Source organism: Shewanella sp. 0m-6 (genome assembly GCF_052977325.1).
Genome location: NZ_JBRIMD010000007.1, coordinates 157,723 through 175,348, shown reverse-complemented (window position 1 = coordinate 175,348; position 17,626 = coordinate 157,723). Strand labels below are relative to the sequence as shown.

The window sequence follows — 17,626 nt, the reverse complement described above, 5'->3', positions numbered from 1 at the left end:
AACTTGATTAATAGCCCGATTTCACTTTGGTCCATACACGCGTCAATGAACGCTGCGACTTCATTGGACGAACATCGCCAACATACAAACGATCGAGTACTTCTTTCGTTGGGTAAATAGACGTGTTAGTACGTACATCTTCATCAACTAAAGGCAGTGCTGGTACGTTTGGATTAGCGTAAGCAACATAGTTGGTAATTGGCGCTATCACCTCAGGGCGTAGCAGGTAGTTAATAAAGGTATGCGCATTTTTAACGTTGGCTGCATCAGCTGGTATAGCTAGCATATCAAACCATAGGTTTGAGCCTTCTTTCGGAATTGAATACTCGATAGTGTTGCCATTTTCCGCTTCATCGGCACGATCGGCGGCCTGGAAAATGTCACCCGAATAACCAAATGCTACACAGATATCGCCATTGGCTAAGTCTGTAATGTAACGAGATGAATGGAAGTAAGTGATGTAAGGACGCACTTTAGCGAGTACTTCACCGGCTTTTTTAAAGTCTTCAGCTTTGGTACTGTTTGGATCAAGGCCTAGATAGATAAGCGCCATAGGGATCATCTCGTCAGCACTATCGAGCAGAGACAAGCCACACTGAGAAACCTTCTCGGCATACTTTGGATTAAAGATAAGTTCTAAAGAATCAACCGGGGCGTCTTCACCAAGTACCGCCTTGACCTTTTCTACGTTATAACCAATACCGTTAGTTCCCCAAAGGTATGGCACTGAATACTGATTCCCTGGGTCAGCAGATTCAAGCTGAGTCATCAGCTCGGGGCTTAAATTCTTATGATTTGATAGTTGGTTTGAATCCAGTTTCTGAAAGGCACCCGCTTTAATTTGCTTTGCTAGGAAGCTATTAGAAGGGACGACAATATCGTAACCTGAGCGGCCTGAAAGCAATTTGGCTTCGACGACTTCATTACTGTCAAACACATCATAAATAACACGAATGCCAGTCTCTTTTTGGAAGTTTTCTAGCGTATCTTCAGCAATATAATCTGACCAGTTATATACACGAACCACTTCTTCTGCATATGCGGTAGTCGATGCCAGTACACTTGCTGTGACGAGCGCAAGTGTGGTCACCTTTTTAAAAAGTTTCATGCTTTCTCCTATTTAGCGTAGCAGCAGATAATGCAACTCTGCTGTCCATTCATTGTTTGCCAATTTATCGGCTTTAGTTCTTATAGTTAACCAATGCTACACCTGAAAAACCGCATCGGCAGTGTGGTACTGCTTTACAGCTTTCATATAGATAACACTCTTTAAAATGCTATCTATATGAGTAACTTTCTTTAAATTATTCCATCATTTTAGGGCAGAGAAACATCCCCAAACATCACTCTGCCACAACGCGTTATACCGTCAGCAATAAGAACTTGCGTTCCCATGAGCTAATCACTTGACGATAATTTTCTAAGTCAGCTTGCTTAACGGCGATATAGCCATTGGTAAAGGTATCGCCCAAATACTCACGACACGCTGAGCTTTCAGCCATAACAGCCAAAGACTCCTCTAGTGTTAACGGCAGCGCGATACCGCTACGGGTTTCATTGGCTCGACCTTGCACTGGCGTTGATGGCTTAACGTCTTCAACCATGCCCATATAACCACATAAAAGGCTGGCGGCAATCGACAAATAGCTGTTGGCATCGGCGCCAGCTATACGGTTTTCAATGCGTAGATTTTGTGGTGAAGATTCAGGAATACGCAGGCCACAAGTACGGTTTTCTTCGCCCCACTCCAAATTTACTGGTGCAGATGCACCCGGTAAGAAACGGCGAAATGAGTTAACGTTTGGCGCTAATAGCGGCAATAGCTCAGGGATGAACTTCTGCAGCCCACCGATGAAGCTGTAAAACAGCGGGCTTTTAGTGCCATCTTCATTGGAAAAGATATTCTTGCCTGACTTGGTATCTACAATACTCTGATGCAGGTGCATCGCGCTGCCAGGCTCATTGGTGATTGGTTTTGCCATAAACGTGGCGCAGACGTTGTGCTTAAGAGCAGCTTCGCGCAGGGTACGCTTAAACACAAAGACTTGGTCCGCTAAAGACAGTGCGTCACCATGGGAGAAGTTAATCTCCATCTGCGCGGTGCCTTCTTCGTGGATCAAGGTATCAATATCTAGACCTTGTTCCTCACACCAGTCATACATATCTTCAAATAACGGGTCATACTCATTTGCCGCATCGATAGAAAAAGACTGACGACCAGACTCTTGGCGACCAGAGCGGCCAATAGGAGGGATCAGAGGTTGATCCGGATCTTCATTAATACGTGTTAAATAGAACTCCATCTCTGGTGCAACAACAGGCTTCCAACCTTTATCTTCGTAAAGCTTAAGTACTTTTTTAAGTAAGTTACGTGGGGACAATTCGATAGGGTTTCCCATCTTATCGTAGGTATCGTGGATAACCTGTGCAGTCGCTTCTATCGTCCAGGGCAGTTTAAATATCGCATTTTCATCCGGCACACAGACAAAGTCGATATCCGCTTCATCAAGCAGCGCATCATAGGATTCATCATCAACATAATCACCAGTGACGGTTTGCAGTAATACACTTTCTGGTAAGCGCATGCCTTTTTCATCTATAAATTTGGCAACGGGCGCAATCTTGCCTCGGGCGATACCAGTCATATCGCATACGACACATTCAACTTCGGTAATTTTGTGTTCTTTTAAATAATTAACTAACTTTTTCATGATTATTTCACTCTGCTTGCTGCACGGCGCTGACATGCCTGATTAAAGGCTTTAAAGATGGCGGTGTAAAAAGGACTATCGAGTACTTTCCATTCCGGATGCCACTGTACGCCTAGTGCAAAATTCTTTGCTTCTTTGACAGAAAACGCTTCTATCAACCCATCGTTTGCATATGCTTCTGGCCGCAACCCAACACCTAGGCGATCGACACCTTGGGTATGGACAGAGTTCACCTCTGCAGAGCTGCGGCCCCATGCATCGTGAAGCAGTCCTCCAGGTTCTATTTTAACCTCGTGCGAAATACCGTATTGCACCTCTACCGGCTGCGTTTTGTCTTCTCTATGTTCGATAAACCCGTCCAGTTCATGCAGCTTTTGATGCAAGCTGCCACCATAAACAACGTTCATCTCTTGAAATCCACGGCAAATAGCAAGTACTGGTACGCCTGCATCGATTGCTGCTTTTAACAAGGGGAGAGTGGTCGCATCGCGCTTGGGATCATGTAGTGTCCCCTCATCACTTGCGGGACCTTGGAAATGGTGTGGTTCGATATTTGATGGGGAGCCCGTAAACAGTATTCCATCTAAACGGGCAAGAATAGTTTCTGCGGGGCAATGCCCTAACGCAGGGATAACTAATGGCCAAGCTTGTGTCGCATCTGCTATTGATAATAAATACTTCTCACCCACAATATTGAAAGGGTGCAAGCCCAACTGCTGATTACATGCAGTCACACCAACAACTGCGAGCCCTACTTCCGACATAAAACACCTTCAATCCTTTGTCTTCGTAATTTTTAGAATTATTTTGAATAGTTGTTATCTTGATTTACGAAATCTTGAATAATGAACAGTTATTGCGCATATGTTCATTTTTTCACACACTACACGGATTCAATAAGGGAGGCAATAGGCTGGATTAAAGGAATGTTAAAAAATGTAAACTATTTTAACATCCCTTTATTTATCAGTAAGATAAATAAGTCGAATTTTATTTTCATTTGTTTCTAAATGCATAAAGATAAAGTTTTTATGCGTAATTAGCATAACCAATCAGTTTGATAAAATTAACGTTCACCTTGAGTGAATGCTTTATATTATTTACATGGGAGCATAAAAAATAGTATTAGCTCATCGAGCTAGTAACTAATGTCATAGAAGGTGGAGATGACAGGATATTGATATTGATAACCCTACCTTTGAGAGTCACACTCGCGAAGGTAGGGAAGAGATAAGGCTGGAGAGATTATCTAGAAATTAGCAGGTGTCGTCGCACTGATAATTCGGCACGATTGTTCGTACGGATTACGAAAACGATGTGGCAACTCGCTATTAAAGTAATAGCTATCCCCTTCTTTTAACTCAAAGACTTCATCACCCACGGTCAGCTCTAAACGCCCTTCGATCACCATTGCCGCCTCTTGACCTTCATGCTTAAGCATTTCAATCCCCGTATCAGAGCCCGGCGGGTAGGTTTCACTCATGACAGACATGGCCCGATTTGGAAAGTCTCGACCGATTAACTTAAAGTCCAACATACCGTCGCCGATATCTAACAGCTCATCACTGCGGTACACCACTTTTTGCTCAGCAGCCGAAGTATCTTCAATAGAAAAAAACTCTACTAAAGACATAGGTAAGCCAGAAAGCACCTTTTTCAACGAACTAACCGAAGGGCTAACGCTATTTTTTTCAATCATGGAGATGGTGCTGTTAGTCACACCAGCGCGCTTAGCAAGCTCTCGTTGAGACAAGCCCTTCTCTTTTCTAACCCGTTTAAGGTTTTCTCCAATATCCAAAATCTTTCCCCTAATTGAAGTAATCGTTTTTGTCTTCAACAACGTGTAGAGCAATACTACGCATTCTCGGTACAACTAGAGCCCGCTTTTAATCACCTGCGGAGTGAATAGCACCGAGTGTGTTTGTATTCTACAGGAAAGCATGTTAAAAATAACGAACATCTGTAAATAATTTATTAATATAACTTAGAATATACCGTCACAATTCCAATTTACAATAAAAACATATATTTGGAGAAAAGATGTCAACTAAAAACCCGGTTCATAGCGACCAATACCCCGCATCCTATTACTTCGCAACCGCTAAAGAACTGCATCAATCACCACGATTAGAAGAAGTATTAGATGTAGATGTGTGTGTGGTCGGCGGCGGATTTAGTGGCATTAACACGGCAATTGAACTGGCTCAAAAAGGCTTTAGCGTAGCCCTACTTGAAGCAAAACGCATTGGCTGGGGAGCATCGGGCCGTAATGGCGGCGAGCTTATCCGCGGCATTGGACATGACCTTAGTCAATTTAAAAACATCATAGGTAACGAAGGTGTAAAAGCTATCGAACAGATGGGCTTTGAAGCGGTAGATATCGTTAGGCAACGTGTAGCTGAGCACAATATTGATTGTAACTTACAGATGGGCTACTGCGACTTAGCCATTCGTCCTCGCCATATGAGGGAGCTTGAAGAAGATTTTGAACATCTAAATAATATCGGCTACGGCCACAATATGACCTTACTCGATAAATCTCGCATTGGGGAAGTGATAGGCTCTGACTTTTACCAAGGCGCATTAGTTGATATGGCCAGTGGCCACTTACACCCTCTTAACCTAGCCCTAGGCGAAGCCAAAGTTGCTCGCAGTTTAGGTGTTAAGATGTATGAATATAGCGCTGCGAAAAAAATCATTAAGGGCGATAAGCCAAAAGTTATCACCGAGCAGGGTGAGGTTAATTGTCAATACCTTGTATTAGCTGGCAACGCCTACTTAGGCTTAGATTTAGAAGAGAATATTGGCAGTAAGGTCCTTCCCGCTGGCACCTATATTTTAGCTACCGAGCCGCTAACTCAGGAGCAATGCGATGCTATTATCCCGCAGAATATGGCGTTTGCCGACTTAAGAGTCGATCTTGATTACTATCATCTATCTGAAGATAACCGCCTGCTATTCGGCGGTCTGTGTACCTACTCAGGCAAAGATCCAAAAGATATTGAAGCCGCACTTAGACCCAATCTTGAAAAAGTATTTCCACAGCTAAAAGGCATTAAAATCGACTATGAATGGGGAGGCATGATGGGTATAGGCGCCAACCGTTTACCACAAATTGGTCGTTTGCCTGATGCCAAAAATATCTTCTATGCTCAGGCTTATGCAGGTCATGGTGTTAACGCCACCCATATGGCGGCAAAGTTGATTGCCGAGGCGATAACCACCCAAGCAGAACGCTTCGATATCTTCGCCAAAATCCCGCATATGACTTTTCCTGGCGGACCACACCTACGGTCACCGATGTTAGCAATGGGCATGCTTTATCATAGATTTAAGGATATTTTTTAACGTCGACTTTTAGACCAGCCTAAATAATAAACGGACTTTATCGTCCGTTTATTATTGCTCAACAATCAAGGCTTAACTTAATGCCATATCGACCGCATATCCACAGTGGATCGCTGTCGTATCATAGAGAGGCACTTGGGTATCATGTTGCCCGATCAATAATGCAATCTCTGTACACCCCAGAATGACCGCTTGATCTCCTTGTGCATGTAAGCAATTAACAATATCTAAATATTGCTGCTTTGAAGCGTCGTTAATCACGCCTTGGCATAATTCCTCATAAATAACATGGTGCACAAGATTGCACTCAGCTTCAACGGCATGTTATTTAATTTGGGCGGTCTGAAGATTACGATAGGATCTATGTTCAAGCTGCTTTTCTGTCAGTCCAAATTGAGCTGCTAAGCTCACCAGTTCGGCTCGATAGACGTCTAACATCGCTTCATCATCAGTCATAATGGCAAACTCGGCAAAGTCACCAATCCCAGCTAAATGATCGACAGTGATATGGAGCTTATCAATAAAATAGATACTGCGCTGTTTCTGCATCTCTAAACACACCTCATAACCCATGGTTTTGAGCATGCTTTTAGCGCTATTAGTATCGGTGATATTGGTCGCTTCACAGCGATCGGCTTGCGGCCCTTTTACTATCCAAAGCTTGATACCCGATGGCTCGCACTCGCGTATGCAGACACTTTTTTTCTCAGACAGCAGCTGCTGGTCATTGGTATCAAAGTAACAATCTGATTCGATATTATCTTCAAACATGACTTCGTGCTCTATTGAACTCAATATGTCTAAGAACGCGGACTTACAACCCAAGCGGTACTTTAACTCGACTTCAAACTGACCTTTAAAATGCTCGTCATTCATATATTATCGCTCTCGCTTAGCTTTATTTGCCTTTCACTTAGCAGCCATAATATCTGTTTTATATTAGCAAGTTAGCGATACCGATAACGTTTCCAGCTTTATCACAACTTATAAATCAACAATCGCTCTGGCTCCGGTGTTGTCAGAGTTATCACCAGTACTCTGCTTTATTTAAGGCGTCGACACAGCGGCACTGACCACTTAATGGCTGCAGCGTCTTTGCAGCGAGAGATTGACCAAGCCAGCCTTCAGGGTAAGTCAACGTATGCGGAGCCTTAACAATATCTTCGCTAAGCTGTTTAAACCCAACTTTTGAGTAGTAGTTAGGGTCGCCGTAGGTAAACACAAGCTCAACCCCTTTTTCAGTTAACGTTTCTAGACCAAACTTAATCAATGCCTGACCCACTCCCTGGCGCTGAAAATCGGGATGAACAGCGACGGGCGACAAGATAAAACCATTGATGTCAGTTTCAAAGGTTAACCTTGAAAACATGATGCTCCCCGCTAGCTTACCGCCTTCTGTCGCAACAAAGATAAACAGATCATCACTGCCTGTTGTATTCATAAGAGCCGTCGTTAACTCGCCAATCACTTTACCTTCATCAGCGCCTTCGGAGGCGCTAAAGGTTTCATTGAAAAGATGCGAGATCTCTTTGGCGTTATCTGTGTTGCACTGTAAAAACTTCATCTCTATTTTCCTAATAATCTTATAATCGGGAGTTATTAAATCTTCTGTAAAATCAACATTTGATAGTCAAACTCATCCTGCCGCTTAGCCGCTATTTCGATCTCTTTGTTAATGTCTAGCAGCGCCTTTGAGTTCGGCATTAAAGGCGCTAACTCATCAATACGGGTCTGAAGCGGCTGATAATATTCACTCCAAGCTTGCTCACTGAGTGCAAAGCTATCAATCAACTCATAGCCAGCCTGTTTAGCCTGCTCAATACGCTGGTTTGCAGTGACCATATCTGGGTATTCTTGTTGCCAAAATTCTCTCAATTCATCGCTGGGAGTATCTGTACTCCAAACTAGATCGCTGATGACTAAATACCCCTGGGGCTTGAGCAATGGTTTCCAATTTTTAAAAGCTTGCTCTACCCCCATGATATAAGCACTACCTTCGCTCCAGATAACGTTAAACTCGGCTTTTGAAAAAGGCATTTCAGTCATGCTTGTACACACGGTTTTCACACGTTGAGCGAGCCCTTGACTCAAGCTCTGCTTTAAACTGCTCAGGCTAGACTCATCATTATCTAGCGCAGTGATGACAAATTCAGAATGCTGAGCCAACACCCGAGTAGCCACACCTTTGCCACAGCCAACGTCTAACAGCTCCCCCGAGTTAAGCGAAACAGCCTTTAGTGCTGTTAATGAGTCAGTTTCTGCACCTGGGCCGAATCTTGTTAACCCATCAAAGATTAACTCAAAATCAGCCATATACTGCTCATGTTCATTCATATCTTTAGATAACCATTTCAATCTCAAAGCCTGTTTTTCATCGAAGCCCTGCTTCATCAACCACTCTAGATGTGCATCAGGAGCCTGCATTTCTGTCGCTTGATGCCACTCTCTCATCGACCCCATGCCAAGCATTGCACTGAGCAGTTCTTTCGCTTGCTGTTTCTGGGCTATCTCATCATCTAAAACCTTGAGTCGTTGCAGTAGCAACTGCCTGTCGATGCGACTTTCTAGGCAAGCCTGACACTCTTTTAGGCTTAATCCCCCTGCCTGTAATTGTTGCAGTAGCTTTAAACGTTGCACATCCTGTTCAGAGTAACGCCTATATCCATTTGCCTGTCGCGTAGCCGAAATTAACCCCAGCTTTTCATAATAGAGCAGAGTCGAGCGACTTAATCCGATTTTTAGTGCTAGCTCAGAAATGCGATACATAGGCTGCCCTCAATATTTATGGCTACCATAAACTATGAAGCATTAGACAGGTCAATAAAAATTTTATTTTACAATTACACAAACACCAAAAAGCCCCTAAGTTTACACTTAAGGGCTTTGGTTACTTCAACAGGCATAACAACATTGATTGACTCAGAAATTAATCCAGCACTAACCAAGTTGCCTTAATTTCGGTGTATTTATCAAAGGCATGTAGCGACTTGTCGCGACCATTACCCGACTGTTTATAGCCACCAAATGGCGCGGTCATATCGCCGCCATCATAGTGATTGATCCACACCATGCCGCTTCGAAGGGCCTTAGCCGTCTTGTGCGCTTTATTGATATCCGATGTCCACACCCCCGCTGCGAGGCCATAGATGGTGTCATTGGCAATCTCAATCGCCTGCTGCATGCCATCAAAAGTGATTACCGATAATACTGGGCCAAAGATCTCCTCTTTAGCGATGGTCATCTTGTTATCAACATTTGAGAAAATAGTCGGCTCAATATAAACGCCACCCGACTCTTGCATCACCTGAGAGCCACCATGATTTAAGGTTGCACCTTCATCGATTCCCGCTTGAATATAGCCAAGCACATTATCTAACTGCTGTTTATCGACAACTGCGCCAGAAGTGGTCGCGGGATCTAAGGGGTGCCCAGGTGTCCAGCCCTTAAGCTCTTCGGCTATTAAGCCAATAAGCTCATCTTTTACCCCAGACTCCACCAACAAGCGCGAACCAGCGGTGCAGACTTCACCTTGGTTAAAGGCGATGGCACAAGCTGCTGCCTCTGCCGCCTTTTTAAGATCCGGCGCATCATTGAAGATAATATTCGGGCTCTTACCCCCAGCTTCTAGCCAGACCCGCTTCATGTTTGACTCACCCGCGTAGATCATCAACTGCTTAGCAATCTTAGTCGAGCCGGTAAATACTAAGGTATCAACATCCATATGTAGCGCTAGCGCTTTTCCCACTGTATGGCCAAAGCCAGGCAGTACGTTTAACACACCTTTTGGCAAGCCTGCTTCAACGGCTATTTGCGCCATACGAATCGCTGTTAACGGAGATTTCTCAGACGGTTTAAGTACCACACTGTTACCAGTGGCTAAAGCTGGACCAAGCTTCCAACAAGCCATCAACATCGGAAAGTTCCACGGCACAATCGCTGCGACGACCCCTACAGCTTCACGAGTGATCATGCCTATTTCATTGTGCGCCGTTGGGGCTATCTCATCGTAAATTTTATCAATGGCCTCACCAGACCAGCGAATAGCCCGCGCAGCGCCTGCCACATCTACTGTCTTAGCGTATTGAATAGGCTTACCCATATCTAAGGTTTCAAGTAAGGCTAATTCATCGGCATTTTGCTCCAGCAGTTCGGCAAAACGAATCATCACTTGCTTACGCTTAACAGGTGCTAGGTTTGCCCAAACACCCGTTTCAAAAGTTTCTCTGGCATTGTTAACGGCAATATTGGCATCAGCCTCATCGCAACTTGCCACCTTAACTAAGACTCTGCCATCGATCGGGCTGATACAGTCAAAGGTTTGCTTAGACTGTGCGTCAAGGTATTCGCCTGCAATAAAAGCTGAACCGTTTATTGACAAAGAATCCGCTAACGCTTGCCACTGACTACGACTTTCTGGTGTGCTCATGATGACCTCTTAACACTGAATATAATAATTAGAATGAGGGTTAATGCGGTTAACGCGCCATCTACAGGCGAATTACCACAAAAAGGTGTGTTAAAGATTACGCTTATTAGCATCATAATTTCAATATATTTTACAAAAACTTCATTTTTGCTACAAATAAATGCACAAAAAGCTTTCATGTTCATTATTTCTGACATAGCATAGCAAATATCGACCGCTTGCCCAAAAAAGCAACAGATAACAAAACAATAATTAAAATAATGAAACTGAATCAAGGTAGATGATATGGCAGATCCACAGATGCACAATCAACGCGATACGCAGTCATTAGAACATTACTGGATGCCGTTTACGGCAAATAGGCAGTTTAAGTCGAGCCCTAGAATGCTCGCCCATGCCGAAGGTATGTATTATAAAGACGTTGCAGGTCGCCCCATATTAGACGGTACAGCAGGTTTGTGGTGCTGTAACGCCGGACACGGCCGTAAAGAGATCTCTGAAGCGGTCAGTAAACAAATTCATGAGATGGATTATGCGCCATCATTTCAGATGGGCCACCCTCTTGCCTTTGAGCTGGCTGAGCGCTTAGCTCAAATAAGCCCAAAGGGATTAAACAAAGCCTTCTTTACCAACTCAGGTTCTGAGTCTGTCGACAGTGCTTTGAAAATTGCACTCACCTACCACCGTGCCAACGGTGAAGCCACACGCACCCGCTTTATTGGTCGTGAGCTCGGTTACCATGGTGTTGGCTTTGGCGGTATTTCGGTTGGCGGTATTGGTAATAACCGTAAGACCTTTAATCAACAGTTACTGCAAGGTGTCGATCACCTACCGCATACCTTAGATATTAACGGCAATGCATTTTGCCGTGGTATGCCTAAGACCGGTGCAGAAAAAGCAGAAGTACTAGAGCAACTCGTTGCCCTGCACGGTGCTGAAAACATCGCCGCAGTGATTGTTGAGCCAATGTCTGGTTCTGCTGGGGTTATTTTGCCACCAGAGGGATACCTACAAAAGCTTCGCGAAATCACCAACAAGTACGGTATTTTACTTATTTTTGATGAAGTCATTACAGCCTTTGGCCGTGTAGGCGACGCCTTCGCCAGTCAGCGTTGGGGGGTGATACCAGACATGATCACCACTGCAAAAGCCTTAAATAACGGCGCAATTCCAATGGGCGCGGTTTTGGTTGATGACAATATTTACGATACCTGTATGCAAGGTCCTGAAAATGCTATTGAGCTCTTTCACGGCTATACCTATTCCGGTCATCCGGTTGCCGCAGCGGCTGCCATTGCCACCCTAAACATCTATGAAAATGAAAAGCTGTTTGAGCGAACCAAGGAGCTCGAAGGCTATTTTGAAGATGCAGTGCATAGCTTAAAAGGCCTCCCCAATGTGATTGATATTCGCAACACAGGCTTAGTCGGCGGCATTCAATTCGCCCCGAGCGATAAAGGCGCGGGCAAACGTGGTTTTGGGATCTTTGAGCACTGCTTCGAAGCGGGCACCTTAGTGCGTGCCACTGGCGATATTATTGCAATATCCCCACCGTTAATTATCGACAAACAGCAGATAGATCAGATTGTTAATACTCTTAGCGATGCGATTAAAGCTGTCGGTTAATCCCAGCACCTATTACATCGCTTTGCACGCTTGCGTTAATAGCATGGCTTTGCACTGCTACATGAGCTCGAAAATCAGCAGCGCTGATGTAATAGGTAAAACCATTAACCCCCATAAACACTATTGGCTCCCAACTGGGAAATAAGAATTAGGATTTTGCGTTATGCACACGATTAACCATTACATTAACGGCGGCCACTCTGCGCCAAGTCAGCGTACTCAAGCGTTTTTCGAGCCTGCGACAGGTGAGCAACGTGGCACAGTCTCCCTTGCCAGTGCAGCCGAGGTGGCTGGCGTGATTGAATTGGCTAAAAAAGCACATGAGTCATGGTCTAAAGTCACCCCACTTAACCGCTCTCGTGTACTGTTTAAGTTTAAAGCTTTGGTTGAAGCCAATATTGATGAGCTTGCAGAGCTTATCACCCGTGAGCACGGCAAAGTACTCGACGATGCCAAGGGTGAAATCATTCGTGGCCTTGAAGTCGTAGAGTTTGCCTGTGGCATTCCGCACCTATTGAAAGGCGAGCATACCGAACAGGTTGGTGGCGGCGTTGATGCTTGGACCCTGAACCAATCACTTGGCGTCGTTGCGGGGATAGCCCCATTTAACTTCCCAGTAATGGTACCTATGTGGATGTTCCCAATTGCCATAGCGTGTGGCAACAGCTTTATCATGAAGCCATCAGAAAAAGATCCAAGCTCAGTTATGCGTATGGCTGAGCTACTCACCGAAGCAGGCCTACCTAAAGGCGTATTTAACGTCGTTAACGGTGACAAAGAAGCCGTTGACACCCTACTCACTCACAAAGATGTGCAAGCGGTAAGTTTTGTAGGCTCTACGCCAATCGCAGAATATATCTATTCAACCGCATCAGCCCACGGCAAGCGCGTTCAAGCGCTCGGCGGCGCAAAAAATCATATGTTATTGATGCCAGATGCCGATCTTGACCAAGCCGTTGGCGCACTGATGGGCGCAGCATACGGTAGTGCTGGCGAACGCTGCATGGCAATATCTGTAGTGTTGGCCGTAGGCGACTCTGGAGACGCGTTAGTTGAAAAGTTACTGCCACAAATCAAGGCGCTAAAGGTCGGAAATGGTGTCACGCCAGAGATGGATATGGGCCCGCTTATCTCTGCCCAGCATCTAGAAAAGGTTAGCAACTATGTTGAGACAGGCGTTGCCGAGGGAGCAAAGCTGCTTGCCGATGGCCGACAGCTCTCGGTTGCCGACCACCAGCAAGGTTACTTCTTAGGTGGCTGCTTATTTGATCACGTCACCCCAGAGATGACTATCTACAAAGAAGAGATCTTTGGCCCTGTGCTCGCCATCGTTCGAGTAGAAGATTATGCCGACGCATTGCAACTGATAAATGATCATGAATTTGGTAACGGCACCGCTATCTTTACTCAAAGTGGAGAAGCTGCACGTCACTTCTGCCATAACGTCCAGGTCGGCATGGTAGGGGTCAATGTACCGATCCCTGTACCAATGGCGTTCCATAGCTTTGGTGGTTGGAAACGCTCTCTCTTTGGCCCACTGCATATGCATGGCCCAGATGGAGTCCGTTTTTATACTAAGCGCAAAGCCATAACTGCACGTTGGCCGCAATCGTCTCAAAACGCCTCGCAAGGTACAAAGGCTGAGTTTGTTATGCCGACGATGAAGTAATACAAAAAGGCGCGGCTTAGGCCGCGCTTTTTTCGTTTAGCTTTACACGCGCTAACTTATCGCTGACATGGAAGCACTAATGATTCAAAACATAGATTCAATTTTAAACTTTTCAACGCTCAATACTGCAATCGAGCGCTATAAGCTCGATGCTGAAAAGGTCATAGCTGGCGAGCCTGAGCAAGCACTACAAAACCACTACTCTAGTGACTGTGACCAGTTTCATGCCGGAGTATGGCAAGGCGATATCGGCACTTGGAATGTCGCCTATAGCGAACATGAATATTGTGAGATTTTGTCTGGTTCCAGCAAGGTTACCGACAAAAATGGTCACTGCATAACGGTGAAAACGGGTGACAGGTTTGTCATTCCAGCAGGGTTTGAAGGCACCTGGGAGGTGCTAGATAACTGCCGTAAGGTATACGTGATTTTCGAGCCAAATACGCTGTAATCCCTATAGCTATCTGGTATTAGAAAATCGCTTATTCGCCATGAGGTCGTAGCAATATGCTGCTGTTTGGCAAAATATAATGATGCTCGATATCAATGGTTTATATCAGTGGTCTACAGGCCAAGATATTAACGATAAAAACCAGCATCAAAGTCAACATAGTTAAATGGAGAAACTACCGTGTATAAAAAATTAAATAATAAACGGATTGCCCAAGTTGTCGGTCTAACATTATCAACTGCGCTAATGGCCCCTCTTGCTCAAGCTGAGTTTTCTGGCGAGATTGATGTCACCAACGATTACCGCTTTCGCGGTGTATCACAAACGGCAGGCGATTTTGCGATTCAAGGCAGCTTAGATTACAGCATGGAAAATGGCCTGTTCTTTGGTGCTTGGGCGAGTAATGTTGATAAAGATAGCTACGATGCCGATGTGGAAATTGATCTCTATGCAGGATATTGGGGCGCTTTCGGAGCCGATGAAGAGTGGGAGTACGACGTTACACTGACTTACTACACTTATCCAGGCCAAGATGAGAATACCGGTTATTTAGAAGCGAATGCGGGTCTGTACTATGCGGGATTCCACCTAGCCCAGTGGTACACCAATGACTACGCTAATGCCGATCTTTCACTCAATTACACCGAGCTAAACTATTCATACGAGATCTTCGAGAATTGGAGTATCGATGCCCATGTGGGATATAGCTATGGTGAAGGTGTGAATGATGAAGAAATGGGTGACTGGGGCGAGGACTATGTTGACTACTCTATCGGTGTCTCGACTGAACTTGGCGGTGTAGGCCTATCTCTTGCTTGGTTAGATACTAACTTAAGTTCAGATAATATCATCGACTCGAAAGAGCCATGGAGAAATGATGGCACAGTGCTAGCTACTGTAAGCTATGCATTTTAAGCTATGCCGTTAACGCTAGCCTAGACAGTTTCCCTCCCAACAAAAAACCGCCATCAGGCGGTTTTTTATTATCATCTTCAGTCATTTACATCAGATGACTGCAGATGATAACTCGCAATACATAACTAACAGAACATGACTAACAAAACATGGCCACGACAGTCAGATAACTAACAACCGATAGCATCCATTTGGCTATCTAATTCAAAGCTACTTCATATAACCCTATTTCATATAAAGCTAGGTCATATCAAAGCTAAGTCATTCAACATAGTGTGCTGCGAGTGAAAATTCCAATCTCGTGAGCTAACTGGCTTTTAAATCGCTATTGGGAGGAGTATCTTAACTCTAGGGCTATAAGTAATTTATTGAAAAGGAAAGCGCATGACCCCAACCTTACTTAAAATTGTTTTTATTGCTATCGCTATTTTCATTGTCTACAAGCTTATCTTCAGTGGTAAAAAAGGATTAACCCTGTTTGAAATAAACTTTAAAGATGGCCGCATGACGACCCATAAAGGCAAAATCCCAGACAAGTTTGCCAAGGAGTGCCGTGCTATCGCAAAATCCAATAAACTGACTTGTACCGTTAGAGCTGAAAAACTTGGGGATGTGCGCCTGCATGTGTCTGCTAACGTCAGTGATGCGATTACTCAGCGCATTAGAAATGTATTTCCATTTGAGTATTACGAAAAGAAACAGGTCGATAACAGCCGTAAAACCTCATAAAGCGAAATTTATACCTGCTGGCCTTCACACTGTAAAATGAAGGCCTTAACTATATAGATTAGCCATATTACTTAGCTATATCTCTTCGTTATAGCCGCTTAGTTATAGCCGCATAATTGTAGTGGCTTAAATGTGACAGCTTAACTGTAGTCGCTAATATGAATTAGCTTATCTGCAGTAGAGCGCCCCCTGCAAATTCAGCCCACTCAAGCTATATTTTCAGACTTGATGGCAGCACTACTTATCTTGTTTTTTGCTGTTCTCTTTCTGCTCTGTTTCTTTAACTAATTCATCATTTATTATTGGTGTATTGTCTGACATGATTGGCGCTTGTCTCGCTGACATCACATCATCACTTGAGCTTGCTGATACACTATAACTGGCATTTGAGCCACAACCACACAGCGCAAACAGACACACACTAAGAAGCATTTTCATCATTTATCCCTACTTTATAATCATAAAATCCTTTCAACTAAAGTAGAGTAAACTCAAGCTATATTCAATCCCGTACTAGAATTAGAACGAGTACTACAGCTGCAACTAAGCTGCAATTATTAAATCATTCAATTAAGTTTAGATATTACTAGCGTTACCTCTGCCACCGTCACTCCGAACTTGTTTATATCACTGCGATTAATAATGGTGTTGTCGTCAATCAGAAACATCCAATCGTCGAAACTCACCTGATATTCACTGCCATCAACAGGCAGCAACATTTCATATTGCCACTGCAGCGCCATTCCCACAGCTTGCCCTTGCGCCGCTCCTAAAATATCATTCGCCGTACCTGTGTATTTACCCTCGCCTAAATCGGTAATATTCCAAATTCGCAGCTGTTTTTCTCCATCATCGTAAATAAACCACTCTTTAATCTCCCCTTTATCGCCTTGCCAACTCGCCAACATTTTTACACTGAAGCGTCGGGTGACTTTGCCGCTAAAGTCTTGAACCGTGCCATGAGCAACTAACTCACCATCAAAAAACGTCTTCAAATCAAGCCTAGGTGTAGTGCCTTGGTAATCATTAATGTCACTACTTGAACAGCCGCTAAGCAATGCGAAGTAAGTCACCAACAGCAGCGCTTGCAACAGGCTAATGCCGCTTTCCCTCTTATTAATAAATCCGCTTAACAATCGCATGCCAACTCTCCAAGTAACTGCTTTCTCAACTCTGGACGACTCGTCGACTCTGACAACCAAATAGCAAGAAAGTCTTCACTAAAACCTACTGGCAGAGGCTGAGCCAAAGGTTTGCCATTAAAATAAAACTGACTATGTTCAGGTGTGAGTATTTTTAAGGTTAGCCTGTCACCTTCATTCACATCAGGCCATATGGCATCAATTGCAGATAGCCATTGTTGCTGGCGCTGTGGGTCTACCCCTAAATGCTGCCACTGATCTTGAGTTGCTTCTACCAAGCGAGCACTTGGGATCTCTTGGTAATATTCGATATCGAGGATCAGCGGATACTCGCCCTGAGTGTAATCGCCATCTAAGGTGAGTAACTTGGCACGATAAAGTGAAAACCACCACCAATCCATTTCGCCTCTGCCGACCTCTTTAAATGATGGGTTATCAGTAACTGGCGCGATAATCGCTTGAGAAGAAACATTAGCCGCTGAATGATTTGACGCAATCAACTGCGGGGTTTTAGCTTCAGTAGCATAACTGACTGCAGCAAGAAGCAATGACGAAGCGAGTGTGAGATATAACTTTTCAATAGCCATGACGCAATTCCTATTAAATTAC

Annotated in this window: 17 protein-coding genes and 1 pseudogene; 6 read left to right on the top strand and 12 right to left on the bottom strand. The window is 44.3% G+C overall.

The window, feature by feature from the left end:
• Window positions 1-7 precede the first annotated feature (7 nt).
• The 4 genes from ACVBJC_RS07970 to ACVBJC_RS07955 form a co-directional block, all read right to left on the bottom strand.
• Window positions 8-1,108 (bottom strand): polyamine ABC transporter substrate-binding protein, encoded by a 1,101-nt coding sequence (locus ACVBJC_RS07970; protein ID WP_447160339.1) that lies wholly within the window; start codon window positions 1,106-1,108, stop codon window positions 8-10.
• Window positions 1,109-1,361: 253 nt separating this feature from the next.
• Window positions 1,362-2,711, bottom strand: a complete 1,350-nt coding sequence (locus tag ACVBJC_RS07965; RefSeq protein WP_447160338.1) for a glutamine synthetase family protein — start codon at window positions 2,709-2,711, stop codon at window positions 1,362-1,364.
• 2 nt (window positions 2,712-2,713) lie between these two features.
• Window positions 2,714-3,475, bottom strand: a complete 762-nt coding sequence (locus ACVBJC_RS07960; protein WP_447160337.1) for a gamma-glutamyl-gamma-aminobutyrate hydrolase family protein — start codon at window positions 3,473-3,475, stop codon at window positions 2,714-2,716.
• 485 nt (window positions 3,476-3,960) lie between these two features.
• Window positions 3,961-4,509, bottom strand: a complete 549-nt coding sequence (locus ACVBJC_RS07955; protein ID WP_447160336.1) for a cupin domain-containing protein — start codon at window positions 4,507-4,509, stop codon at window positions 3,961-3,963.
• Window positions 4,510-4,751: 242 nt separating this feature from the next.
• Between ACVBJC_RS07955 and ACVBJC_RS07950 the strand changes: the two genes are divergently transcribed.
• A complete protein-coding gene (locus tag ACVBJC_RS07950; RefSeq protein ID WP_447160335.1) occupies window positions 4,752-6,059 on the top strand; it encodes an NAD(P)/FAD-dependent oxidoreductase in 1,308 nt (435 codons plus the stop codon).
• Window positions 6,060-6,131: 72 nt separating this feature from the next.
• Here ACVBJC_RS07950 and ACVBJC_RS07945 read toward each other — a convergent pair.
• The 5 genes and pseudogenes from ACVBJC_RS07945 to ACVBJC_RS07925 form a co-directional block, all read right to left on the bottom strand.
• Window positions 6,132-6,374, bottom strand: a pseudogene (locus ACVBJC_RS07945) (aspartate/glutamate racemase family protein); the annotation flags it as partial.
• Window positions 6,375-6,383: 9 nt separating this feature from the next.
• Window positions 6,384-6,935 (bottom strand): class IV adenylate cyclase, encoded by a 552-nt coding sequence (gene cyaB / locus ACVBJC_RS07940; protein ID WP_447160334.1) that lies wholly within the window; start codon window positions 6,933-6,935, stop codon window positions 6,384-6,386.
• Window positions 6,936-7,086: 151 nt separating this feature from the next.
• Window positions 7,087-7,623: a GNAT family N-acetyltransferase gene (locus tag ACVBJC_RS07935; RefSeq protein ID WP_447160333.1), complete on the bottom strand. Its 537-nt coding sequence runs from the start codon at window positions 7,621-7,623 to the stop codon at window positions 7,087-7,089.
• A 35-nt stretch (window positions 7,624-7,658) separates the two neighbouring features.
• Complete coding sequence (locus ACVBJC_RS07930) at window positions 7,659-8,825, bottom strand: MerR family transcriptional regulator (RefSeq protein ID WP_447160332.1); 1,167 nt, start codon at window positions 8,823-8,825, stop codon at window positions 7,659-7,661.
• Window positions 8,826-8,985: 160 nt separating this feature from the next.
• On the bottom strand, window positions 8,986-10,485 hold the full coding sequence (locus ACVBJC_RS07925; protein WP_447160331.1) for an aldehyde dehydrogenase: 1,500 nt from the start codon (window positions 10,483-10,485) through the stop codon (window positions 8,986-8,988).
• 285 nt (window positions 10,486-10,770) lie between these two features.
• On the opposite strand from ACVBJC_RS07925, the gene ACVBJC_RS07920 reads away from it, so the two are divergent.
• The 5 genes from ACVBJC_RS07920 (at window position 10,771) to ACVBJC_RS07900 (ending at window position 15,875) form a co-directional block, all read left to right on the top strand.
• Entirely contained in the window at window positions 10,771-12,111 is a 1,341-nt protein-coding gene (locus ACVBJC_RS07920) for an aminotransferase class III-fold pyridoxal phosphate-dependent enzyme (RefSeq protein WP_447160330.1), read from the top strand.
• A 163-nt stretch (window positions 12,112-12,274) separates the two neighbouring features.
• Window positions 12,275-13,780 (top strand): CoA-acylating methylmalonate-semialdehyde dehydrogenase, encoded by a 1,506-nt coding sequence (locus ACVBJC_RS07915; RefSeq protein WP_447160329.1) that lies wholly within the window; start codon window positions 12,275-12,277, stop codon window positions 13,778-13,780.
• A gap of 79 nt (window positions 13,781-13,859) precedes the next feature.
• On the top strand, window positions 13,860-14,231 hold the full coding sequence (locus ACVBJC_RS07910) for a cupin domain-containing protein (RefSeq protein ID WP_447160328.1): 372 nt from the start codon (window positions 13,860-13,862) through the stop codon (window positions 14,229-14,231).
• Window positions 14,232-14,411: 180 nt separating this feature from the next.
• A complete protein-coding gene (locus tag ACVBJC_RS07905; protein ID WP_447160327.1) occupies window positions 14,412-15,146 on the top strand; it encodes a TorF family putative porin in 735 nt (244 codons plus the stop codon).
• A gap of 384 nt (window positions 15,147-15,530) precedes the next feature.
• Window positions 15,531-15,875, top strand: coding sequence for a DUF3634 family protein (locus tag ACVBJC_RS07900; protein WP_447160326.1), 345 nt, complete (start codon window positions 15,531-15,533; stop codon window positions 15,873-15,875).
• 237 nt (window positions 15,876-16,112) lie between these two features.
• Here the strand turns inward: ACVBJC_RS07900 and ACVBJC_RS07895 are convergent, their stop codons facing one another.
• From ACVBJC_RS07895 to ACVBJC_RS07885, 3 genes are all read right to left on the bottom strand, one after another.
• Entirely contained in the window at window positions 16,113-16,316 is a 204-nt protein-coding gene (locus ACVBJC_RS07895; protein ID WP_447160325.1) for a hypothetical protein, read from the bottom strand.
• Window positions 16,317-16,441: 125 nt separating this feature from the next.
• Window positions 16,442-17,017: a DUF3833 domain-containing protein gene (locus ACVBJC_RS07890; RefSeq protein WP_447160324.1), complete on the bottom strand. Its 576-nt coding sequence runs from the start codon at window positions 17,015-17,017 to the stop codon at window positions 16,442-16,444.
• Window positions 17,005-17,604 (bottom strand): chalcone isomerase family protein, encoded by a 600-nt coding sequence (locus ACVBJC_RS07885; protein ID WP_447160323.1) that lies wholly within the window; start codon window positions 17,602-17,604, stop codon window positions 17,005-17,007. Before ACVBJC_RS07885 ends, ACVBJC_RS07890 begins: the two co-directional genes overlap by 13 nt.
• Window positions 17,605-17,626: the final 22 nt, after the last annotated feature.